The 25,215-nt window shown below is 41.9% G+C and carries 15 protein-coding genes; 5 read left to right on the forward strand and 10 right to left on the reverse strand.

All coding sequences use genetic code 11. The features are described from left to right. Positions 1-111: 111 nt before the first annotated feature. Together pheT and pheS are read right to left on the reverse strand one after the other, a co-directional pair. On the reverse strand, positions 112-2,499 hold the full coding sequence (gene pheT / locus AAFM34_RS04015; protein ID WP_341660208.1) for a phenylalanine--tRNA ligase subunit beta: 2,388 nt from the start codon (positions 2,497-2,499) through the stop codon (positions 112-114). 18 nt (positions 2,500-2,517) lie between these two features. Next, entirely contained in the window at positions 2,518-3,501 is a 984-nt protein-coding gene (gene pheS / locus AAFM34_RS04020; protein ID WP_114785531.1) for a phenylalanine--tRNA ligase subunit alpha, read from the reverse strand. Between the two features lie 310 nt (positions 3,502-3,811). On the opposite strand from pheS, the gene AAFM34_RS04025 reads away from it, so the two are divergent. After that, entirely contained in the window at positions 3,812-4,894 is a 1,083-nt protein-coding gene (locus AAFM34_RS04025; RefSeq protein WP_341660212.1) for a PQQ-dependent sugar dehydrogenase, read from the forward strand. On the opposite strand, the gene AAFM34_RS04030 is transcribed toward AAFM34_RS04025, so the two are convergent. Beyond that, entirely contained in the window at positions 4,891-5,469 is a 579-nt protein-coding gene (locus tag AAFM34_RS04030; RefSeq protein WP_341660235.1) for a TetR/AcrR family transcriptional regulator, read from the reverse strand. The two genes, AAFM34_RS04025 and AAFM34_RS04030, sit on opposite strands and share 4 nt — an antisense overlap. Before the next feature lie 133 nt (positions 5,470-5,602). On the opposite strand from AAFM34_RS04030, the gene AAFM34_RS04035 reads away from it, so the two are divergent. Then, entirely contained in the window at positions 5,603-6,643 is a 1,041-nt protein-coding gene (locus tag AAFM34_RS04035; RefSeq protein ID WP_371833248.1) for an alkene reductase, read from the forward strand. A gap of 195 nt (positions 6,644-6,838) precedes the next feature. Here AAFM34_RS04035 and AAFM34_RS04040 read toward each other — a convergent pair whose 3' ends face one another. From AAFM34_RS04040 to AAFM34_RS04070, 7 genes are all read right to left on the reverse strand, one after another. Then, positions 6,839-7,165, reverse strand: a complete 327-nt coding sequence (locus AAFM34_RS04040) for a hypothetical protein (RefSeq protein WP_341660213.1) — start codon at positions 7,163-7,165, stop codon at positions 6,839-6,841. A gap of 160 nt (positions 7,166-7,325) precedes the next feature. Beyond that, complete coding sequence (locus AAFM34_RS04045; protein ID WP_341660215.1) at positions 7,326-9,827, reverse strand: calcium-binding protein; 2,502 nt, start codon at positions 9,825-9,827, stop codon at positions 7,326-7,328. Between the two features lie 116 nt (positions 9,828-9,943). After that, positions 9,944-11,974, reverse strand: coding sequence for a calcium-binding protein (locus AAFM34_RS04050; RefSeq protein WP_341660217.1), 2,031 nt, complete (start codon positions 11,972-11,974; stop codon positions 9,944-9,946). A 143-nt stretch (positions 11,975-12,117) separates the two neighbouring features. After that, positions 12,118-13,839, reverse strand: coding sequence for a hypothetical protein (locus AAFM34_RS04055; protein WP_341660219.1), 1,722 nt, complete (start codon positions 13,837-13,839; stop codon positions 12,118-12,120). Between the two features lie 45 nt (positions 13,840-13,884). Continuing rightward, on the reverse strand, positions 13,885-15,627 hold the full coding sequence (locus tag AAFM34_RS04060) for a hypothetical protein (RefSeq protein WP_341660221.1): 1,743 nt from the start codon (positions 15,625-15,627) through the stop codon (positions 13,885-13,887). Between the two features lie 49 nt (positions 15,628-15,676). Then, the gene (locus AAFM34_RS04065; protein WP_341660223.1) at positions 15,677-16,300 is read right to left on the reverse strand and encodes a hypothetical protein; all 624 of its coding nucleotides are present in this window, start codon (positions 16,298-16,300) and stop codon (positions 15,677-15,679) included. Then, positions 16,297-17,979 carry a hypothetical protein gene (locus tag AAFM34_RS04070; RefSeq protein ID WP_341660225.1) on the reverse strand — a complete coding sequence of 561 codons (1,683 nt, stop codon included), beginning with the start codon at positions 17,977-17,979 and terminating at the stop codon, positions 16,297-16,299. The genes AAFM34_RS04065 and AAFM34_RS04070 overlap by 4 nt, the downstream gene beginning before the upstream one ends. Before the next feature lie 649 nt (positions 17,980-18,628). On the opposite strand from AAFM34_RS04070, the gene AAFM34_RS04075 reads away from it, so the two are divergent. The 3 genes from AAFM34_RS04075 (at position 18,629) to AAFM34_RS04085 (ending at position 25,031) form a co-directional block, all read left to right on the forward strand. Continuing rightward, positions 18,629-19,816 carry a BspA family leucine-rich repeat surface protein gene (locus AAFM34_RS04075; RefSeq protein WP_341660227.1) on the forward strand — a complete coding sequence of 396 codons (1,188 nt, stop codon included), beginning with the start codon at positions 18,629-18,631 and terminating at the stop codon, positions 19,814-19,816. A gap of 241 nt (positions 19,817-20,057) precedes the next feature. Then, positions 20,058-22,379, forward strand: coding sequence for a BspA family leucine-rich repeat surface protein (locus AAFM34_RS04080; RefSeq protein ID WP_341660229.1), 2,322 nt, complete (start codon positions 20,058-20,060; stop codon positions 22,377-22,379). 330 nt (positions 22,380-22,709) lie between these two features. Further along, positions 22,710-25,031, forward strand: a complete 2,322-nt coding sequence (locus AAFM34_RS04085) for a BspA family leucine-rich repeat surface protein (RefSeq protein WP_341660231.1) — start codon at positions 22,710-22,712, stop codon at positions 25,029-25,031. The last annotated feature ends 184 nt before the right edge of the window (positions 25,032-25,215 follow it).

Consider the following 25,215-nt stretch of genomic DNA (forward strand, 5'->3'; position numbering starts at 1 on the left):
TAAGGCTTAATAAGCATGGTGATTTTAAAGGAAAGTTAGTCTTATTTTTAAATATGTAATAATAAAAAAACCTGCCTTGTGGCAGGTTTTTATTATAAGGAATAAGGTTGGTTAATCTCTAAGAGAAGCACCAAACTTTTCGGAAACATGAGCAACGATTGCGTCAACTGCGCCTGCAATATCCGAGTCTTCCAACGTACGTTCTACTGACTGTAAACTTAGGGCAATGGCAAGGCTCTTCTTGCCTTCCTCAACTCCTTTACCAAGGTAAACATCAAACAAGCGAGCATCTGTGAGGAATTCTCCTCCTTTTTCGAGACACGCTGCAACGATATCGCCAGATGCAATTTCCTCTTCAACAACCAGTGCAATATCACGACGGTTTGAAGGGAACTTAGAAAGTTGTACCGCTTCTGGGATCACCTTAATGTTGATGGCAGACCACTCGATTTCAAACACAATGGTGCGACCGTTTAAGCCAAATTTACGCTCAAGCTCTGGGTGAACGGTACCAATTACGCCGACTTCTTTTCCATCAACCATGATTGCCGCCGATTGGCCTGGGTGCAATGCAGGATGCTTTGCCGCAGCAAAAGAGTAAGCTTTTTCATTCGCAGACAGTTCAAGAATGGCTTCAAGATCGCCTTTCAAGTCGAAGAAATCAACCGTGTTGGTTTCTATATCCCAATGCTCTTCACTGCGAGCGCCTGCTATCACACCAGCTAACATAGGTTCTTGGCGCATGCCGTTTTCTGCAGACTCACAAGGGATAAAACGCAGGCCATACTCGAATAAACGAACACGCGGCTGCTGACGCTTTTGATTGTGAACAACAGTGTTGAGAAGACCTTGAATCAAACCCAGACGCATCGCTGACATATCGGCAGAAATTGGGAAAGGTAAGATCAGAGGCTCAACATCTGGAACAATGAGTTTTTGCTGCTCTGGCTCAACAAAGCTATAGGTAATAGCTTCTTGGAAGCCACGGTCTACAAGCAAGTTACGAACACGTTTCAGTGGAATATTCGCTTCTACATGATCGTGCATTTTTAGATCAGCAGCTGGGCTCTGATTTGGAATATTGTCATACCCATAAATACGACCCACTTCTTCGATCAAGTCTTGCTCAATGGCAATATCAAAGCGCCACGTTGGTGCAGTCGCTGTCCAGCCTGTTTCGGTTGTCGCAACCTGCATACCCAAACGCTCTAAAATCTCAACCACATCTGCATCCGCTATATGATGGCCAAGTAGGCGGTCGAGTTTAGTGCGGCGCAACGCGACAGTATTCGGTGTTGGCAAATCGCTGGCTGATTCAACAGCAACCACAGGAGCCACTTCACCGCCACAGATTTCAACCAGCAACTCGGTTGCTCGCTCCATCGCACTTGCTTGTAGTGCGTAATCGACACCACGTTCAAAGCGCATTGATGAGTCTGTGTGTAAACCGTAACTGCGAGCACGACCACGAATATGATCAGGCGCGAAGAAGGCACACTCTAGCAACACATCTTGGGTTTCAGATGTTACACCAGAATCTTGACCACCAAAAATTCCCGCAATTCCGAGTGCTTTATTATGATCTGCAATAACCAATGTGTCAGCATTTAATTCCGCTTCACTGCCATCGAGAAGTGTCAGTTTTTCACCCTGCTCTGCCATACGAACCACGATACCACCGTCGATTTTGTTCAGATCGAAAGCATGCATTGGTTGGCCTTGCTCTAGCAAGATGTAGTTTGTAATATCAACCACTGGATCAATAGAACGAATACCACAGCGACGCAGTTTCTCTTGCATCCAAAGCGGCGTTTGGGCTTTGACGTTGACATTTTTAACCACGCGGCCAAGGTAGCGAGGACATGCTGCTGGTGCTTTAACGTCAATAGAAACCGTATCGTCAATAGCAGGAGCCACTGGGTTTATTGCTGGCTCAGTGACGTCTGCACGGTTAAGTACACCAACTTCACGAGCAAGACCACGAATGCTAAAACAATCAGCACGGTTTGCCGTTAGATCGACATCAACAGTAACATCATCTAGGCCCAAGAATTGACGAAAGTCTGTACCGACAACGGCGTCTTCAGCAAGCTCCATGATGCCATCTGATTCAACATCAATACCAAGCTCTGTAAATGAACAAAGCATACCATGAGACGGTTGACCACGTAGTTTAGCTTTCTTAATTTTAAAGTCGCCCGGTAGCACTGCACCGACAGTTGCAACAGCAACTTTTAGGCCCTCACGGCAGTTTGGGGCGCCGCAGACAATATCAAGTAAGTCAGCTTCGCCTACATCAACTTTAGTTACTCGCAGTTTGTCTGCATCAGGGTGTTGACCACATTCAACAACATGACCAACTTTAACGCCAGTAAAAGAGCCAGCGACAGGCAGAACATCATCAACTTCAAGGCCTGCCATAGTAATTTGGTGAGTCAACTCATCTGTTGAAACCGAAGGGTTTACCCACTCACGAAGCCAAGTTTCGCTAAATTTCATAGTGATGGTTCCCCTAGATTACTTGAACTGTTTTAAGAAACGCAGATCGTTCTCAAAGAACGCTCTTAAATCGTTTACGCCATAGCGAAGCATAGTTAAACGCTCTACGCCCATACCAAATGCAAAGCCAGAGTATTTTTCAGCATCAATGCCTACACTGCGAAGAACATTTGGGTGGACCATGCCACAACCTAATACTTCTAACCATTTGCCATTCTTACCTTTCACATCGACTTCTGCTGAAGGCTCTGTGAATGGGAAGTATGAAGGGCGAAAACGAACTTCGACTTCTTCTTCAAAGAAGTTACACAGGAAGTCATGGAGAATCCCTTTAAGCTGGGCAAAGTTAACGTTTTCATCAACCAGCATACCTTCAACTTGGTGGAACATGGGTGTGTGTGTTTGGTCGTAATCATTACGATATACACGCCCAGGAGCAATGAAGCGAAACGGTGGTTGTCCATTTTCCATTGTGCGGATCTGGACACCTGAAGTGTGCGTACGCAGCATAAGATCTGGATTAAAGAAGAAAGTATCATGGTCAGTGCGCGCAGGGTGATCCTCTGCAATATTCAGCGCATCAAAGTTGTGAAATGCGTCTTCAATCTCAGGGCCTGATTCGGTATTAAAACCGAGTTCACCAAAAAACTGTTCAATACGCTCAACAGTACGAGTTACTGGGTGCAAACCGCCATTTTCTATGCGGCGACCAGGTAGAGTCACATCAATTGTCTCTGCTGCCAATTTGGCTTCAAGCTCTGCACGCTGCAATGCGTCTTTACGAGCAGCGATCGCTTGCTGGACAACACCTTTCGCTTTGTTGATCTCTTGACCTGCACTACGGCGCTCTTCTGGTGGCAATTTACCTAGGCTTTGAAGCTGAGCTGTTAGCTCACCTTTTTTACCCAAATACTGAACTCGCACTTCGTCGAGTGCGACTAATGAATCTGCTGCGTCAATAGCAGCGTTCGCATTAGCAATAATCTCTTCTAGATGTTGCATCGTTTCCTCATCTACCTATTGGTAGTTTCCATAAGGTTTCCCGATAGGGATTTCAGGCTTCGTAAATAGCCCTACATAGTAACGAAACCGCTGTATAAATCCAATCTGAAATACGCACTGAACGGTAATTTAGTCCAAGTTTTTGCCTTATGGACCAAGCTCTGGCATTACGACATATACTAGCAGCAGAAAAACAGGTTTCTGAGAGCAATATTTCATCCTCCATAAGAGCAACACGTTGTATAAAATAAAAAGCTGTCTAGAGTTGGGTTAGAGGTTCATACTCAGAGTCAATAGGGAGGAGTTACCAGTGATAAGAACAGCATTATGCTTGGTGTTAACCGCATGGATAAGCTTTGCTCATAGCCAAGGTTACCAAACTCAGAAAATTGCATCAGGCCTTAAAGTACCTTGGGGCATGGCATTTTTTGATGCTAATACATTGCTTGTCACTGAAAGAAATGGCCATATACTTGCCCTTAATATCATAACGGGAGAGACATCTAAACTGATGGAGAACCCATCTGACCTGTATTCAGTAGGCCAAGGTGGCTGGCTGGACATTACGTCATCTCCATTTGAAAAAAATAATTTCTATGTCACGTATAGCCAGAAAACTCAAACCGGATCAGACACTGCATTAGCAAGTTTTCTCTATCAATCTGGAAAACTTTCTCAATTCGAAACCATTTTTACCTCAACCTCTAATTCCGACACAAGCCGACATTACGGAAGTCGCTTAGCTTTTGATAAAGATCATGTGTTTATGAGTGTTGGTGACAGAGGAGAAAGGCCAAACGGGCAAGATTTTGGCACTCATGCTGGTTCTATCTTAAGGCTTAATCCAGATGGCAGCCCAGCAAAGAACAATCCATTTATCTCAATTCCCAATGCGCAAAAAGCACTGTGGAGCATTGGCCACAGAAACCCACAAGGTTTGTATTATGATGGTAAGTCACAAACCCTTTGGTCAATTGAACATGGACCAAGGGGGGGTGATGAGCTCAATATTATCAAGAGAGGTGCTAACTATGGTTGGCCAATAACCTCACACGGTAAGGAATATTGGGGACCGATTAATGTTGCTGATGCCACAGAAAAAGAAGGAATAGAGTCACCAATTAAGGTTTACATTCCATCAATTGCGCCTGCAAGCCTGCTACTTTATAGAGGTACCCACTACCCTGAGTTGAATGGAAAACTTCTCGCCCCAGCGCTAAAGCTCACGCATATCAATGTTATCACTCTCGATAATACTCAATCTGCAATTGAAGAAACTCGCATTATTGAGCATCTCAAAGAGCGGATCAGACATGTTATTGTGAGCCCAAAAGATGAGATTATCTTTAGTACCGATCAAGGCAATATATATCGCCTTGTAAAAGGCAACTAACTAGTAAGATAATGAATCAATTCTTGCTTTAACTCTTTCAACACACCCGGTTTAGGTTGGGTATGAGAAAGGGTGCGCATCCCGTAAATACCCATAACGACAAACTGGGTCAGTTGTCCGGCAGATTTATGCTTATTTACGTATCCTGCATCTTGAGCCTGAGAAATTTTTTTCTCAATCGAGCGATGCCAGTCTTGCAGCATAGAGCTAATGAGCTGCTCGACTTCCGCATCTTGCTGCGCTAATTCACTCAAGGACTTTTGCAATAAACAATCTTTGATTGCCTCTTTCTCACACTCTTCAACCACAGAATCTAGGTAACGATTTAAACCATAGAAAACGTTTTCTTGCTCTTTGAACAAGGCTTCAAACTCACGAGATTTATCATCACGATACTGGCCAAGCGCTGCGACCAAGAGTCCACGCTTGTTTTCAAACGCGCAATAAATTGAGCCAGGATGTAGTCCTGTTGCGGCTTTTAGGTCCTGCATGCTGGTTTTTGAATACCCTTTATTTACAAAGGCTTCCATTGCAGAACGTAGCACTGTTTCACGATCAAATTCTGCGCTGCGCATCATCACTCATATTTAAATTATCAACAACACCCTACTTTAACGGATTTTGAACAGACATTCAAAAAACATGTTGAATGTTCATTCAAATTAGACTAACTTGAATGAACATTCAAGAAATCACCAAGGAAAAATCATGCAACATTTATTTGAACCAATAACACTTAACGACGCTATTACCCTAAATAATCGCATTATTATGGCACCCTTGACCCGCTGCATGGCTGATGCCAATCTTGTCCCCACTGATGACATGGTGAAGTATTATGCACGCCGCGCTGATACAGGGCTTATCATCAGTGAAGCAACCATCATACGACCTGATGCGCAAGGCTATCCCAATACTCCTGGCATCTACACTCAAGAACAAATATTAGGATGGCGCAAAGTGACTGATGCTGTTCACCAAAATGGTGGCAAAATTTTCCTTCAGTTATGGCACACAGGTCGAGTCGCACACCCACACTTCTATGACGGTGATTATGTACTTGCTCCTTCAGCAATCGGTGTTGATGGCACGGTTCCACGCATGCGAGAACTTGAATACATCACACCAAAGCCCGCAAGCCGAGAAGAGGTTCAAGAGCTGGTTGAAGATTATCGTCAGGCAGCCATCAATGCGCTTGAAGCTGGATTTGATGGCGTAGAAGTCCATGGAGCCAATGGCTATTTAATTGATCAATTCTTACACTTTGCCAGTAATCAGCGCGAGGATGAGTTTGGCGGAAATGCCGAAAATATGGCTCGATTTGCCTTACAAGTGGTTGACGCAGTATCCGAAGCGATTGGTTCACAAAGAACTGCGCTTCGTCTCTCACCTGGAGCGTATTTCAATATGGAATCTGACCCAAGGGACAAACAGGTTTTTGACTACTTACTACGAGCTTTAGAAAGCAGAGAATTATGCTATCTGCATGTGGGTATATTCGACGATAATATGACTTTTGATTACTTAGGTGGAAAGGTATCTGACTACATGCGTGCTCATTACAGCAACACCCTAATGGGGGTTGGTGGCTTTACCCCAGAATCGGGCAATGCTGCTTTAGCCGCTGGGAAATTTGATTTATTAGCCATAGGGCGCCCACTAATTGCTAATCCAGACTATGTTGCAAAAGTCAAAGCCGGTGAGGAACTTACCGACTACTCAGATGATATGCTCGCACAGCTTGTCTAGGCATCCATTATTGTCTAACTGTAGTGGTCAAGAATATTGACCACTACATATCCACATAGCAATAGCGAAATTTAGGACAAAGGCGACACTCAAAAAAAAGCAAAAATGCGCTCAGTCATATAGAATTATCGCCCAATAATTTTTTATAAATATCAGACAGTATTAAAAGTAAATCAGCTTACCATTAGTATCCGATTACTTATAGACTTGGAGGAGAGTGACAATTGGTTCACACTTTCTAGTTTGGCCGGGTTCTATAAAAAATTTTATTTTTAAATCCGCTACAAACGCTGCCATCATTGAGCTGACCATGACTTGATAATTTGGGTGGTCCTTTGAAATGACAAACCTTGTTCCTCCGTCGCAACTGCTTATAGATTCATCTTTATAATCTGTGAAAAAAATAAGTCCCCCCGTGGCTGGATATAAGCTTCGAATCTTTGCTTCACCTGACCAAGGGCCTGCATTTACAGCACAAGAAAAAGTCAATAAAAATAACAAAGAACATTTTATATAATTCATGATATTCCTTAAAGTTTGATAACTAGCACTTGTAAAAATATTGATATTTCTACATATGGCTAATAATTGTCTTGGATAATGATTTATTTTAATTAGGACCTAACGTAGGAACGCAAAGGCCATAATGTATTTTATGGCCTATGCGATTAAGGTAAATAAGTTATTGATTCAATGGTGACGTCACTAGAATTGAATTTTCCTGAGGCTGAACACTATTCGATTCTGCAGAAATACCTTCACCCATATCAAAAGAAGCCATGGCTTGAGCCAGACGAGCAGAAGTTTCATAGCGGCCACCCAACAAAGGATCATCCATCTCATCATGATATCTCGTTGTTTGGATAGCTCCTGTTCGCATATTATAGGTATATAAAGGGTTATTTCCCGAACGATTCCCGCCTCCCCATGAAACAAACTCGACATCCTTACCCACATCGATATAGCTCTTTGTGTCATAGATGACTGGATTATTGCCTCGGCTGGTATCAGCAAACCTTGCCATTCGTGTAAAGCGTATCTTATTTCCCATATCTTGACGGGTAATTCTTGAGAATTCATTCACTCCAGCCGTGCGGTCGGTCCATTGCAAACCATCACCTATGTGGAGTTTATCCACTCCAGCACCGCCATAAACCGTTATTTTCCCTGGATCACTTGCAAGCCTGCCATTGTAGAGAAAATCATTACCGCCTCCAGCGTTAACGGTTAAACTATCTTGTCTCGTCCGTTTGAAAAGAATTCGGTCTTGATTATTACTCCCTTGAATGTTGTCGGCGTCGATATATCCTCCCCAGCCCATTTTCCTTGTCATCCAGAGACCTGTCGTTGACACAACCCTGTCATAACCTTTATCCCCGTCAAAATTCAAGGTTCTAAAACGACCATTCACTTGTAAGGTATCTTGGCCATCTCTTCCCTGATACTCTAACCTTTTGGTATAGCCACCTTTGTACTCCATCATATTAGTGCCGTTACCACCCGTAAATTTAAGCTCTTCGTAGTTGCCGCGCTCGACAATCATGGTGTCATCCCCGCTACTACCGCCGCTGTAACGTACCTTTTTACCACTGAGAACATGTAAATGGTCATTCCCTGTCCCCGCAGAAAATGCAATCTCATCGATGCTACTAGTAATGGTATCATTACCTTCTGAGCCATAGATGCGCTCCACGTTTTTAATCGCACTTTGACTGGTTAACTTAAGTTCCATCGACTCTGTCATGTAAGCCTGATCATACCCTTCACCACCATCAATCGTATCTTGGGCGTCAAAATGGAGCTTGTCATTACCTTGACCACCAAGCAGGGTATCGGCACCAGCGCCACCTCTTAATTCATCGTCACCTAGGCCGCCACTCAGTACATCATCACCCAAGCCACCCGATAGTTTGTCGTTGCCCCCATCACCATAGATATGATCGCTATTCTCACTACCGATAATGGTATTGTGTAGGTCGCCAAAATGGACTTCTTCCACGCCGTGGTAATTCTGAGTTAAGGTTAACGGTTCACTTGTTGCCCCCTGATAATGCGCAATATCATGTCCTTCACCACCAACCACGCTGTCATCACCATCAATATGGAAAATATCGTTACCCGCACCACCATCAAGATGGTTTCGACCTTCTAAACCCGTGAGCGTATCGTCACCTTCTTCGCCGTAGAGTTTATCGTCACCCTCACCGCCTGCGAGAAGGTCATTCTCTGTGCCACCAGTTAGCTTATCGTTACCTAAACCGCCGGATAACTCGTCTCTGCCTTCTCCACCATCAAGTGTATCGTCGCCTTGACCGCCATCCAGCACATCATTACCGGCTTCGCCTGCTAAACTGTCATCGCCACTTTGACCAATAAGTGTATCGTTACCCTTGCCACCTTTTAACGTGTCGTTCCCTTCACCACCATCAAGGGCATCGGTACCCAAACCGCCTGTTAAAGTATCATTACCTTGACCACCGGCAAGTGTGTCATCACCACTTTCACCATCTAGGCTGTCATCACCATCACCTCCATCAAGCTTGTCGTTATCACGACCACCAACTAGGATGTCATTGTCGCGACCGCCAGAGAGAATATCTGCGCCATCACCGCCACTTAATTCGTCTTCACCATCGCCACCATTAAGGATGTCATTGCCCGCTTTACCGCTCAGCTTATCATTGCCGTTCAGACCATGTATTTCATCGTTACCCGCACCGCCGTCTACGGTATCGTTACCACTGCTAGACTCGTTATCCGCGTAAATAACATCATTACCATCACCGCCAAACAGGTGGTCGTCACCATGACCACCATTAAGCTCATCATGACCTTGACCACCAACAAGGATGTCATTGCCATTACCGCCATTTAACTTATCTTGACCATGGCCTCCGGCTAATTTGTCGTCGCCATCGTTACCATTTAAAGAGTCATCGCCATTATCGCCTTGCAAGGTGTCATCACCATCGCCGCCATTTAAAAGGTCATTTCCGTCGCCACCAAATAAAGTGTCATTACCATTTTGGCCTTCCACTTCATCATCACCTGTGCCACCTAATACCCTATCATCACCTTCACCCGCGAGAATAAAGTCGTTTCCTCTACCACCGTCGATAACATTATTATTTTCATCACCAAATAATGTGTCATCATTTGGAGTACCATTAATTTCCACTGTCATAATATTCTTCCTTAGAATAAAAATTGTGTTAGATAATTATTTATTTTTAATTTGGACCAAACGTAAGGATGCAAAGGCCATAATAGATTTATGGCCTTATCGATTAAAAAAGTAGATTAGTGATTCAATGGTGACGTCACTAGAATTGAATTTTCCTGAGGCTGAACACTATTCGATTCTGCAGAAATACCTTCACCCGTGTCAAAAGAAGCCATGGCTTGAGCCAAGCGAGCGGTAATTTCATAATGTGAACCTAAGATGGGATTTTCAAGAGGATTTCTCCCATTTAAATTGCGACTCGAAAGTAAAGAAGTAGTCATAGTTCTAGTATTAAGCCTATACATAGTAGCATAAGCAGGTGTAAAACATTCCCATGAAATAAATTCAATATCTTTACCTGTTTCTAGATAGCCCTGCGTATTATCGTTAAACGTTACCGTGACACGAAAATTATCCGTAGATTCGTAGACATTAACTGTTTTTATATCGCTGTCCGCTATAAAGAGGTTATCTACCCCTTCACCACCATAAACTTTAGCAGCATTACCATTGTCAGTTAATGACTGCGCCAAAATATAGTCATTTCCTTTACCAGTATTAACAGTGGCGCCTTGAACTGAAGCATCAAATATAATTCTATCGTGGTGCCGACTGCCGTTAATTTTTTCAGCCGATAAACTGCCACTGTCCATCCATAGCCATTTATCAGCATTGATGGTGTCATTACCATTATCACCAGATACCACAAGGTTTTTGTATCTTCCGTTGACTGCAGCGGTATCGTTACCTTCCCCGCCTTGATACCCAACCTGCTGATACTCACCAAATTTGACTTCTAAATGATCAGAGCCATGACCTGTTTTAAATGTGACATTATCAACAACACTATGTATGGTATCGTTTGCTCTTGTTCCATGAATTACTTCGATATCTTTAATGGCATTTTTATCGTTAAATTCAGCTCTATTGGCGGAGAGGTAAGCTTGATCAAATCCGCTTCCACCATCTAACGTATCCTGACTATCAAAGTAGAAGGCGTCATCGCCATCGCCTCCTATTAGCGTGTCTGAGCCCTGTTCACCATGCAAGACATCATTACCTTCTCCACCATGTAGGACATCATCTCCGGAACCGCCATAAAGATGGTCATCACCTTTGTTACCTGACAGACGATCATTGCCAGCTTCACCAAATAGTCGTTCGTTATGCTGCGTACCAATAACGGTATTATCTCGATCGCCAAAGCGAAGCTCCTCAACACCATCATAGAAATGCTTCAAGGTTATCGTACTTTCAGTAACCTGTGAAAAGTCAGCCACATCCTTGCCTGAGCCGCCAACCACGACATCATTTTCATCAACGTAGAACAGGTCATCACCTTGATCTCCAAATAATGCGTTTTCTCCATGTCCACCAGTGAGAATATCGTTGCCTGCGCCTCCATGGAGCTTATCATCACCAAGCCCACCTTTTATCTGGTCGTTTCCATCCTCACCTCTTAGGACATCATTACCACTACCCCCATCAAGAAGATCATCACCCTCTCCACCAAAGAGGTTATCGTGTCCTTCATCACCTGCAAGTGTATCGTTCCCTGCTCCTCCTTTGAGGGTATCGTTGCCTTCATTGCCACTTAGTTTATCATTGCCGCCTAAACCATAAATTTTATCATCGCCAGCGCCGCCTTCAGCCTTATCGTTACCAATACCCGATTGATTGTCAGTAAATATAGTGTCATTTCCATCACCGCCAAGCACGGTATCATCGCCATGACCACCATTTAGTTCATCGCGGCCCTGGCCACCCACCAAAATATCATCACCATTGCCACCATCAAGAATGTCTTGTCCGTGACCTCCCGCTAGTCGGTCGTCACCGTCTCCTCCTTCAAGGCGATCATCCCCTTCATCACCTTGAAGAATATCTTGGCCATCTCCACCATTTAAGATGTCGTTTCCTTCACCCGCAAAAATGATGTCGTTTCCGTTCTCTCCTTCTAGCCTATCGTCACCTGTGCCGCCATAAACCTGATCATTTCCTTCTCCAGCCCAAACCGTGTCGTTACCGCGACCTGCCTCAATTGTATCGTCTCGCTCATCACCAAATAATGTATCGTCGTTAGGAGTACCAGTAATTACATTCGTCATTTAAATGCCCAATATATTCTTATTAATAATAGCTAGTCACCGCATTTAAAAAATTAAACACGATGACTGTTAGAGTTTTAACATTTATAAATAGATGATTAGGTAAAGTTTTGATGCCTTGTTATCGTTTACCTCTATAGAGATTAGTTATCTTGACTAACCTTAAAAGTCATACCACGATTCATTGGCACAAAGTAGTAATCATCAATTTGTTCTTCATAAGTTGCACCTACCGTGCCTATATAATGAAGTCCTCGTCGGCCAAAGCTAAAAGAGTCAAGATCCCAACCCATTGAACATGCGAATGAGCCCGCAGAGCTACACATCATACTGGTCATATTAAGACCAGATCCTAATGTTGCGATATGGTGACTGAGATTACGGTTATCATTAGCTGATGCTTGAGGTTCAAACGCAAAACTTGGCATCCTTCGTGTGGCAATAGAATCCATTATTGCAACCGCCGCTCTTTCAAGAACATTGATGGCTATTTCACGTTTGAACTGTTGGGTAATTGCTTCACCTTCCTTGCTGTCTGAGGTAAGCGTAATTTCAACCAAAGTATCATATTCTTGGCGCTCACGAATTTTAGTTTTAACGTAACTAAAGCTCATAAATCGACCACCTTTACTCTTTTTCAAAAACTCAATCATGGCTCGTTGATGTACTTTAGCTTTGTACCCCGCTCTACCCTTAATTTCATAACTGTATGACAAAAATGGAGCAACATAACTTGCCAACTGCTGCTTGTTATCACTGTTAATTAAACAAGCCCCGTGCAGGTTTAAATTGATTTGAGAGTTAAATGCAGCAGGGAAAGCAGAGTGCGATTCTCGATATTGCGCGATACTCGAGGAAGTAAGTTGGTCTATCGACTTTGGTTCTGGTTCGGACTTATCGGTATTCACCGTAGAAGTACCATAACGCTCAAACTGTGGGGTGGTAATAGACATTACTGGCAGCATCATACGCTGAATATCATTAATGTCCGGTGACTGGAAATTAGCAACAAATTGAATCTCAGAACGCTTAGGATCGATGCTACGCCATTGCATACTTGCTAGCACATCTTCAGCATTGGCTCTCTTTTCAGCTAAATAAGATGATTGATCCACTTTAAATAGTAACTTTGCTGTACCACCAAAAGTCTCTGTATATTTAAGCAAGCGTTGCTCTATGGTTGAAAAATAATCGTCAACTTCAATAGCCATCTGACTTATTTCATCACTATTTCTTTGCATAGAGATGTTTAGGTCAACGATACGAGTCTCCACTAGATCCACTTGCCTATTTAGATAACCTACTCGAGATTGGATTCGACTTATTTGTCTGCGTAACGCATTTTTTTCGGAGGACAATGTCACAACACTTTGACGCTCTATCGTACAGTCTTCCTCTGAAGCAATGTCTAAACAGCTGTGCAATATTTGCTGTGCAGAAGAGAATTGGCTTTCAAGTACCTCATACTCGGCTTGCTCTTCGGCTAATTCACGCATAGCTAAAGGTATTAGTGCCTTTTTCGAATTAAGCGTAAGCCGTAAATCGGCAAAATTTTGTTCTAACTCTACTGACTGGCGTGCTAATTTATTCCTTTCTTGATTTACTCGCTGCATTGCCTCTGCAATGCCTGAGTACCCATCCATTGAGCTATGATAATTATCGCAAAAATTTGAATTTGCTCGATATAAACTGTCTACTTTCACTTGACCAATATCAGGCAGGCCTACATAGGCAGTAGAACATGTTTCATCGAAATACATATTATTTGCTATGGCATTGGGTACACCACAACTTTGTAAACTGGGAATAGCAAAAGCACTCAAGCTAGTCATACTCAACACTAGCCCTAAAGTTCGAATAGACATCACGATTTCCTTTAAAATAGCCTCCCGAATGGGAGGCATGGAAGGTTATTTAGCTTTAAAGCCAAATGTTTTATTCATTGGAATATAAAAATCTTCAGTTACAGTTTCTTCATATCTATGGGAAATCTTCTGCTTATAGTCGGTGATTTTCACACCGATACTAAGGTTATCAATTACCCAACCAACTGCACAATCGAAGCCACTTCCTGTTGAACACAGTGAATTTGACACGCCAGTATTATTTTCAAAGTTTGACTGAACCTGAAGCGGTGGTGTAGGTTGCTCCGAAGGAGTTTCTGTACCATTCAATATGCCCGACGTGGCAGGATCGACGGTTTTACGAACAGCAATAGTGTCAAGAACCGCAATGGTCGCACGCTCAAGTAAGTTTTCTTGAAGCGTTCTTTTCACTTGCTGCTGTTCCAAAGTTCCTTCATAAGTTGAAGAAGTGAATTTAATTGATACATAAACATCAATATCTTGCTCTGCGCGAATTTTATCTTTCACATAGCTAAGGCCTACTATTCCGACATTGGTCGTCTTTTGAACGAAAGAGACCACCGCCTCTCGATTGACCACTGCTTCATACGACACTTTACCTTTAAGCTCATACGCAACCGAAACATAAGGCGAAATATGAGTAAGCAACTGCTTCTTATCTGCTTGTGATACTGGACATGCACCATGTAGGCTGAGTTTTACTGTTGATGGGAAAGAATCTGGGAATGGTTTACTTAAGTTATCAAACTCATTGTCAGAATACGTTGCTTTGGCAATTGGCACCGGCTCTCTTGGAGTATCAGTATTGGCGCTATAATCAGTTTGACTTGACTCAAATACTGGAAAATCAGGGGTACCCACCACAATCACCGGACTCAATAGCGCAGTAAGTTCACGCTTTGCAACTTCATCTGAAGGAACAATAAAGCCGATACCCGCCTCACGAGGACGGATATCTCGCCATGTCATATTGTCATATTTACCTTCAAACTCTTGCTTCTTTTGACGCACGTATTCGGCATATTTTGTTTCAAACAGCAAGGTTGCGTTGCCACCATCAGTTTTTGCGTATTTGTCTAGCAAATCGAAAGAAGTGGCCATAGCACCAGCAACTGAGGTCTTGATACTCAGTATTTGTGCTACTGCGCTGTCATAGTTACTCTTCAACGTATCTAGCGTAGACTGTAGAACAACCATTTTACGGTTGATTGCACGTTGCTCCGTTTTTGCTGCAGCGACATCAGATTTGATTGCTCTCCTCTCTCGGGCTGCCGAAGTAAACTCAGTAATTTCATCTGCACAATCTGCTCTGTAGTCTATTGCAATTGCTTTACATTCAAGAAGCGTGTCTCGAGCATCTACGTATTTTTGATCAGCAACCGCTTGCTGCTCTGAAAGCTCCATGATGTGAGTATTAGCGACCTCAAGATTCGCTTTTAGCACATTGAGCTCCAAACGCTTATCATCCATGCTTTGAGTCATATCAAGGGCTTGTTTTGCAAGAGTATTACTTTGAGCGATTAGATACTCATAGGTTTTCTGAGTATCTACGTACGATTCTATCGCACTATCGTAAGCATCACATAAGCGCTCATTGGTTTTTGAATAGTTGTCTACTGTTGCTTCACCAAACGGTGGAAAACCGACATATGCTTCAGTACATTCCTCATTAAAAAATATATTATCGTGTAGTCCAACTTGATCGTTACACTTAAATACACTCGGTACTGCCAATGCGCTACTACTTACCATGGCAATGCCTAATGCCACTGCTGTTTTTCTTAACATTAGTTAATTTTTCCTTTTGTCCTAAAGAGGTATGTTTTATTTGTTATTGTTAACTTTGCGATTTATTGTCTATGTTTAACTTCTCCTCATTATCAATCTCTGCCATAAGGGCTTCCGCTTCTTTTATCATGGCTTCCAAGTCATCCAGCTCGCTATTTAGTCGCTCCAATTCCTCTGGTGGATACAATTTAGCTAACTCTCGAAATTGTCGCTGGGCTTGCTCAATACCCAAGCTATCGTGACGTTCAAAAATCTGCTTAACGACTTCCAGTTGCGATTCATCGAAGGCTTCTTCGTTGATGCGAGAAATCAGCCCACTAGAATCAATAAACTCAGAAATTGCTGAAAATTCTGCCGCAAGTTCTTTGTCCGATAAATCTTTCGGCATGGTGCCTGCGCTGAAAAATGTCTGAGCTTGGTCAATAAGCTCAGGTGCTTGCTGTATATCTTGTGCTTCTATTTTCGCCAAGGTCACTGATGATGTGTTTTGTGCATTTACATCGTCCGGGATCGCTTCTTGCTCAACGCTTTTTTCAGATAGTACTACTGGCGATGTTTGTTCATTAGTGCTGGTACTCTGCGATTCAGACATATCAGAGTTGGAACTGAACCATTGATACCCAGCTAGGCCTAACCCACCCGCAATAACAATTGCAACTAATGGCTTTTTCATCTTTCCACCTCGAATGCGATCAATTTTGCCTGCGGAACAAGATAAGAGCCGCTGACACTCTCTGTGTAATATTGAGCTACGTCTCTTCTGTAACTATTACCACGTGAAACAAAATCATCTTTGGCATTGTGACTAAATCTTTGCCATGTAAAAGACAGGCCTGGTGAGTCAAATGAACCTTCATAGCCTGCACTCATACCTGAGCCACCACTACCAGCAGCAATATCAAACGCAGCTTGAGGGGGTGTGGGCAAACGCTTTCCTAAACTGTCCATGTAGTGAAGTGCGGTGCGGTCTAGAATCGAACGGATCACCTTAGTTTTCATTTCTGGCGACAAAACAGCCACATCAGATGATCCCGCATCAAAACGAATATCAATCAAGTGACTAAAATTGCGATGATCCCTGATTTCCGTCCATTTTTTCTTCCAGAACCAACTACCTTTGGAGCGGTGAATTTCCAGATGTTCAATAACAGCAGTGCGATCCACTCTTGCGGTATAACCAAACGGAACTTCTACGCCGTATTTAAAAAAGAGTGAAGGAGCAACCGTGGCAACCAAGCCGTTTAGGTTACTACTGGATTGAACTTGACATGCTCCAATTGCATTGAGCTTTATTCCAGCTTGAAAGCTTTCTCTATTATTTAACGATGATGTCAACATATCACTGGACAGCGGCTGTTCTTGAGGTGGAATCGTATTACCCGATTGATTCAAGCCCACTTGTGATTGCTGAGAATTACCAACAATATAGCTACCTAGAACGGGAAGCTGATATTGAACTCTTTCAGCACTATCCATATTGTCAAATGGAGACAATACTGAGATATCGGTTTGCATCGCTGGCATCTTTTGCCAATCTAAACCTAAATGCGCATATTTATTTGCTAATGCATCCACATGTGCCTGATGGCGTATATCAAAAGTAAATACCGCGTCTCCTGCTTCTGTGACCGCATATTTAGCTAACATTTCGCTCAGAGAATCTTCTAAACTCTTCATGGCATCGAGGTGCGCTTTGTTTCTGTAGGTAAGCAGAGAAAGTTCTTCCTCCGCACTTAAAATCGCCCTGTGTGCTTGGTCAGTAATACCCTTGACCGGTCGGTAGCCAATTCTCGCTTCACTGAGTTCCTTAGTGGCGAAGGTCAACTCAGCTCTCACTTCTGCAACTTTGTCCTGCTCACTTTGGCATTGACTTGATGACTGTCGGCAATCTGATAATGCACGGCTAGCGACTCTGTATTCCTCCATCCATTGGTCCGCATATTCTTTTGCCATCTCATAATGAAAAACTTCTTCAGCATACTGGTCACGAACAGCGTAGACTTCTGATTTTAAACTATTGATTCTACTTAATATAGAGGCCTTTCTCTCTATAAACTGACCTGCATTTTTATAAACGCCATTGATTTCATTAGTTACACGAACAATGGCATCTTCCGTTGACTGGTAATGGCCACATACATTCCTCCCATATGAGTTTGGCGTAAACACACCTTCGGTTGAAACACCTGTATCTTTGGGTAGTACATATGCTGTTGAACAAGACTGGTTAAAATATACAGTCCCATCTTCAGGAAGAATGTTTAGGTGATTACAGTCATTTAAACTGGGCGTTGCAAACACAGCCCAACTAGGAATAGTAAGTAATGCCAATGTCTTTGGGTAAAACCTCATTTAATTACCTTAATATATAGATAAAAGAAACCGGCTAAATATTGAAATCGTTGGTGATTTATGTGGTCAACACTATTTCATGGTTAGCCATCACATTAAGTGTTTATATAACTAGCATATAATTTAGCTGATAATTATATTCATCTAAATAATTAATAAACAAACCCAAATCACATTTAATTAATCACTAAAAATTAATTCAATCAAAAAGAACAAAAAATAAGCATCGCAAATATTTTTGACATGAAATTAATATAAATATATTTATTGAAGCTCATTTAATTGAAACAGGTAATTCATTTAATAGAAAATCATTAAGGTCAAGAAAAAGATTATTTTTAGTTATAAAATCTTATATATAGGAAACCATTGCCATTTATCATTAAATACCAATATTATTAAAAATAAAAAAATCATTAAAAAGTTAAATTAATGCATCGGGCATCACGGATTTATGCTTAGAAAATATAATCGTAGAAATATCTACTGATTATATTTTGTTTTTATTTTTATAATAAACAGTGATAAAGACAGCTATAACCCATCAAAGATTAGCTCACTAATAGTCTCCATTATTGCTGAATAGGGTTGAGCATGCATTTGACTCTCTAATTTTTTCTTGACCTTTACCTAGGGGAAAATAACTACAATGAATTCTGCAAAACACTATTGCAAAACCGCACTTGCCACACTTTTATTAACCAGTAGTAACCTAGCGTTAGCGTCGACCTACACGTGCTCCGATGCCAAACCCAAATCACTGATAATCGAGGGCAATCGCAAGTATATGGTCGTCGATAATACGCTAGTCAGAGAACAAAAGCTGCTTAACCAATTACAAGATGGCACCATAAAGTTTTGTACCACTCACGTTACCGACATGAGCGTTCTATTTGCGGATAGAAGAGACTTTAACACCGATATTAGTGATTGGGACACGCAAAATGTAACAACCATGATAGGTATGTTCAACGGTGCAAAGAAATTTAACCAAGACATCAGTCGTTGGGATACACGAAAAGTCACCAATATGTCATGGATGTTTGCAGGAGCGAGCAATTTTAACCAAGACATTGGGCGCTGGAATACTGCCAATGTTACCAATATGCGTGAAATGTTTTTTGCCACACCATTTAACCAAGATATTGGCAATTGGTTTACTTCCAGAGTAACAGATATGAGTTATATGTTTGCCAACGCAAGGGCATTTAACCAAGATATTGGGGACTGGAATACATCAAGAGTCCGCAGCATGAAGGCGATGTTTGGCATTACAGATAGCTTTATGGACGAACAAGATAATACCATGGCATTTGACCAAGACATTAGTAATTGGAATACATCCCGAGTGAAAAACATGAGTATGATGTTCAGAAATGCCGATAAGTTCAACCAGAACATTGGTCGCTGGGATACCTCAAATGTTACAGACATGCACAAAATGTTTAGCGGTGCAAAAAAGTTTAACCAAGACATTGGGGACTGGAGCACCTTTAGGGTGAAAAACATGCAGGCCATGTTCAAAAATGCTGCCAGCTTTAACCAAAATATTGGTAACTGGAATACATCAAGTGTAAAAGACATGAGCGACATGTTTAACGATGCTCGAAATTTTAATCAAGATATTGGTGATTGGGATACTGCTCAAGTAAGAAGTATGAGCAAAATGTTCAATAATACTTTGAGCTTAATTGTAGACGCAGGTATGCCAATGGTTATTGCTTGGGGGTTTAATCAGGATATTAGCCAGTGGAATGTTAACCAAGTAGAGTCATTTGATAATTTCTCTGAAATGAGTCTTCTATCCGCTAAAAGAGCCCCCCAATTTAATCACTAAATATGTAAGAAAGTGGCCAGATATTAGCTGGCCATCATTTTAGTATTTATCAATAGCAGAAAAGACATCTAACAATCGGAAAGAATAAAGCCAACATAGGCTATCACGCAAAACTAATTAAATAATCACAACGATGCATTTAATTAAATCAACCCTATTATTGCCTGTAGTGAGCTTTTATTAATAGCTTGCCAAGCTTTATATTTTTAATATTTACCCTCCAAAATTTGGATAAAACTCTATGATACCCAGACATTACCTTAGTAAAGCGACCTTTGGTGGCTTGCTACTTTGCTCCTCTCATTTAACTTTTGCCAGCACGGTCACTTGCCCCAATAACGAGCCTAATTCATACATTAGCGCCAATGGCGCTGATTACCTGGTCGTCGATGACGTCCTGATTAGAGATCAAACGCTGCTTAACCAACTACAAGATGGTGAAATCAGGTTTTGTACCACTCAAGTTACCGATATGAGCGTCTTATTTGCCGATGAAATTGACTTTAACGCTGATATTAGTGGCTGGGACACGCAAAATGTCACCACCATGATTGGCATGTTCAACCGCGCTGAAAAGTTTAATCAAGATATCGGTCAGTGGGACACCAGCAAGGTTACCAACATGGCATGGCTATTTGCTGGTGCCAAAGCCTTTAATCAGGATATTGGTAACTGGAATACCGCTAACGTCACCAATATGCGTGAAATGTTTTTTGGTGCGCCCTTTAACCAAAATATTGGCAATTGGAATACGGCTAAAGTGACTGATACGAGTTATATGTTTGCCAATACTAATTTTTTGGAATTTCCTAATATGAATTCATTTAATCAGGATATTAGTCAATGGGATACATCCAATGTAACCGATATGAGCTATATGTTTCTTAATGCCTATAAATTTAACCAAGATATCGGCAATTGGAATACTTCAAATGTTATGAGTATGAAAGGAATGTTTAAGTCTACATCTCGAAGGTACGGACATACTTTTAATAGTAATATTGCCAATTGGAACACCAGTAGTGTTACCGACATGTCGCACATGTTCTCTGGCGCAAAAAAATTCAACCAAAATATAACGAGATGGGACACTTCAAAAGTCACCGATATGTCCCACATGTTTTCGTATGCTGAGAAATTTAACCAAAATATTAGTAGCTGGGATACCGCTAATGTCACTGACATGAGTTATATGTTCAGAAGCGCCTTTAACTTTAACCAGCCCATAGGCGATTGGATTACATCAAGCGTTAGCAATATGAAAGGAATGTTTGCAAGGCATTCATATTCATACGGCGGGGGGTTTTATTCACGTACGGTATATGTGGGAAATAACTGTCAAGAACTTCCAAACTCGTTTAATCAGAATATCAGCGATTGGGATACCTCTAATGTTACGAATATGAGCTATATGTTCGAAAACACATGTAGATTTAATCACAACCTAAATAAGTGGAACACGTCAAAGGTCACTGATATGAGTAGGATGTTTCATTCCGCCGAGAAATTTAACGGCCAAATTGGTGAATGGGATACCTCTAGTGTCACGAACATGGAGAGTATGTTTTCACGAACTAAGGCTTTTAACCGACCTATCGGGGGCTGGGATACATCTAGTGTCACAAACATGGAGGAAATGTTCCTTTTCGCAAAAAAATTTAACCAAAACCTCAACAACTGGGACACCAGTAACGTAAGCAATATGCTCGAAATATTTGCGTACGCGGCAAAGTTCAACGGAGCAATAGGGAATTGGAATACAGATAACATTACTGATATGAGCAAGATGTTCTACGATGCCGAATCCTTTAACCAAAATATCGGCAACTGGAATACGGCTAATGTTACTAATATGAGCGAGATGTTCTCTGGTGCCAAAGTCTTCAATCAGAGCATAGGAGATTGGAATACCGGTCAAGTCACTGATATGAGTAAGATGTTTTACCGTGCGAGCAAGTTTAACCAAAACCTTAATAATTGGAATACCGCCAATGTCACAACTATGCATGGAATGTTTCAAGCAGCAAAACCCCCTTTCATGTGGGGTAGTGCAACTTATTACGAATCTAACTTCAATGGGGATATAAGCAACTGGGACACTTCTAGTGTAACAGATATGAGTAAAATGTTTTGGAATGCTGGCGCGTTTAACCAAGATATAGGCAGGTGGAATACCTCTAGTGTCACTAATATGGCAGTAATGTTTAAACAAGCAAAGGCCTTTAATAGAGACATAGGAAGATGGGACACGTCAAGAGTTACAAATTTGGGTTCCATGTTTTTTGTGGCCAAAAATTTCAACCAAGATATAGGCAGCTGGGATACATCAAACGTCACCAATATGAATGAAATGTTTTCTGAAGCTTATCGCTTTAACCAGGATATTAGTCGCTGGGATACTTCAAACGTGGTAAATATGTTTCAAATGTTCGCGAGCGCTAGAAACTTCAGTCAAAACCTTAGCGGCTGGAATGTAGATAAAGTAGACGCGACTCATATGCTGTTTTTATTCGGCTATCAAAGCGCCCTTACTTCTGCCCAGCACCCCCATTTCAATTATTGAAGCATCTCTCCACTCTTCAACCTTAAACGGTAACACATTCTAACCAACGGCCAGCGAGCGCTGGCCTTCTCCTCCACCCAACCAAATTGACATATAAATCATTATGTATTGAGTAATTCCAAGCCTAGCTCTCATATTAAGACATAGAGATAAACTACACACTGCCATGTGTATTCATAAGTCATTGTTATATATATTATTAACTAGAACTAGTGTTATCAATATATTGATAGATCCCTTGCTTTCTCCTAAACAAAGGGCACCTTATTTTAGGCTTCGGACTTACCGATAGTTGATAGCGATTCCCACTTTAAACCTGGATAAAATTCTATGATACCCGGACATTACCTTAGTAAAGCGACCTTTGGTGGCTTACTACTCTGCTTCTCTCATTTAGCCTATGCTAGCACCGTCACTTGCCCCAATAGCGAGCCTAATTCATACATTAGCGCCAATGGCGTTAATTACCTCGTCGTCGATGACGTCCTGATCAGAGATGAAACGCTGCTTAACCAACTGCAAGGTGGCACAATCAGGTTTTGTACCACTCAGGTTACCGATATGAGCGTCTTATTTGCCGATGAAATTTACTTTAACGCTGATATTAGTGACTGGGACACGAAAAATGTCACCACCATGATTGGCATGTTCAACCGCGCTGAGAAATTTAATCAAGATATCGGCCAGTGGGACACCAGCAAGGTTACCAACATGGCATGGCTATTTGCAGGTGCCAGTGCGTTTAATCAGGATATTGGCAGCTGGAATACCGCTAACGTCACCAATATGCGTGAAATGTTTTTGGGTACGCCCTTTAGCCAAGATATTGGAAATTGGGATACGGCTAACGTGACTGATATGAGCTACATGTTCGCCGACGCTAAAGCTTTTAATCAAGATATCGGCCGTTGGAACACTTCTAACGTCACTAGCATGAAAGCCATGTTCTCAGTGCCTATCAGCAAGCCCGATAACCCAATTCATCGCTACAAAGATATCGGATCAAACCACAAACCTTGGGGCGAGGATTTTCATTCATTTAACCAGGATATCAGTCAATGGGATACCCATCGCGTAACCGATATGAGTGAAATGTTTAAAGGCGCTTATCTATTTAACCAGGCTATCGGACGCTGGGATACGGCCAACGTAACCGATATGAGTGAGATGTTTCGCTACGCAGTGTCATTTAATCAAAACATTGGTCATTGGAACACCTCAAATGTCACCAGCACGAGAGGAATGTTTTCTTATAGTAATCAGGAACCGCTCTCTTTTTATTTAATGTATCCCTATAAGTTTAATCAATATATTGGAAATTGGGATACTTCCCAAGTAACCGATATGAGTGACATGTTTATGGGAGCTTACTTCTTTAACCAAAACCTTACTCGGTGGGATACAGCCAATGTCACTGATATGAGCCGGATGTTCATGTTTTTATGGGACTTTAACCAAAATATTAGTCATTGGAACACATCAAAAGTGACTAATATGCAAGAAATGTTTAGGAGAAGTCAGAAATTTACTACAGATCTCAGCAACTGGGACACCTCAAATGTGACTAATATGAAGGGCATGTTTCATTGTGCGGAAAATTTTAACCAAGCCATTGGCAGCTGGGATACATCCAAGGTGACCAATATGAGTCATATGTTCCAATATGCCTCTAGGTTTAGCCAAGATATAAGTAAGTGGGACACGTCACAAGTAACCGATATGTCTTACATGTTTAATCATTCCCGCGGACATAAGGACAACTATTGCCCTAAACATGAGTTTGGATCTAACTTTAATGTAGATATAAGTGCGTGGAACACATCAAGTGTAACCAATATGAAAGGAATGTTTTGGGGGGCGACGCGCTTTAACCAGAATATCGGCACTTGGGACACCTCTAATATCACTGATATGAGCCTTATGTTTTCAAATGCCACAGCTTTCAATCAAAATATCGGTAACTGGGATACCTCTAATGTCACTGATATCAGACTTATGTTTAACAGAGCAACAGCATTCAATCAAAATATCGGTAACTGGGATACCTCTAATGTCACTGATATGAGCTATATGTTTAACGAAGCAAGAGCATTCAACCAAGACATCGGTAACTGGGACACCTCAAATGTCACTAACATGGCTGCGATGTTCCAAGGAAACACCATCTTCAACCAAGACATCGGTAACTGGGACACCTCAAATGTCACTAATATGGCTACGATGTTCAATCGGGCTGTCCAGTTCAACCGTGACATCGGTAACTGGGATACCTCTAATGTCACTAACATGTACGGTATGTTCTGGAGGTCGGAGCGCTTTAACCAAAATATTGGTAACTGGAATACCTCAAATGTCACTAGTATGGGGTTTATGTTCCAGCAAACTTACCGATTTAACCAAGACGTTGGAGGGTGGGACACCTCAAATGCCACTAACATGGATTGGATGTTTAGAAATGCCACGGCTTTCAATCAGAATATTGGTAACTGGGACACCTCAAATGTCACTAGCATGTCTGCGATGTTCAATGGAGCTAGGACCTTTAGTCAAAACCTTAGCAAATGGGACGTGCGAAACATTGAAATAGATACCGCTTATTTTAGCAATGGCAGCGCTCTGACCCCAGCACAGCTTCCTCGTTTCAGAAATTAAACCATTATTGAATAATGGCCAGCCTTTGCTGGCCATTGATACAAAAGCGGTAGCAGCGACCTAAGTGATTCTATGTACACTCCGGGGAGAAAAATCAGACATAAAAAAACCGCCTTCAAGGCGGTTGATTTTGGAGCGACACACGAGGTTCGAACTCGTGACCTCAACCTTGGCAAGGTTGCGC

The sequence above is a fragment of the Vibrio sp. genome (genome assembly GCF_038138445.1).
GTDB lineage: Bacteria > Pseudomonadota > Gammaproteobacteria > Enterobacterales > Vibrionaceae > Vibrio.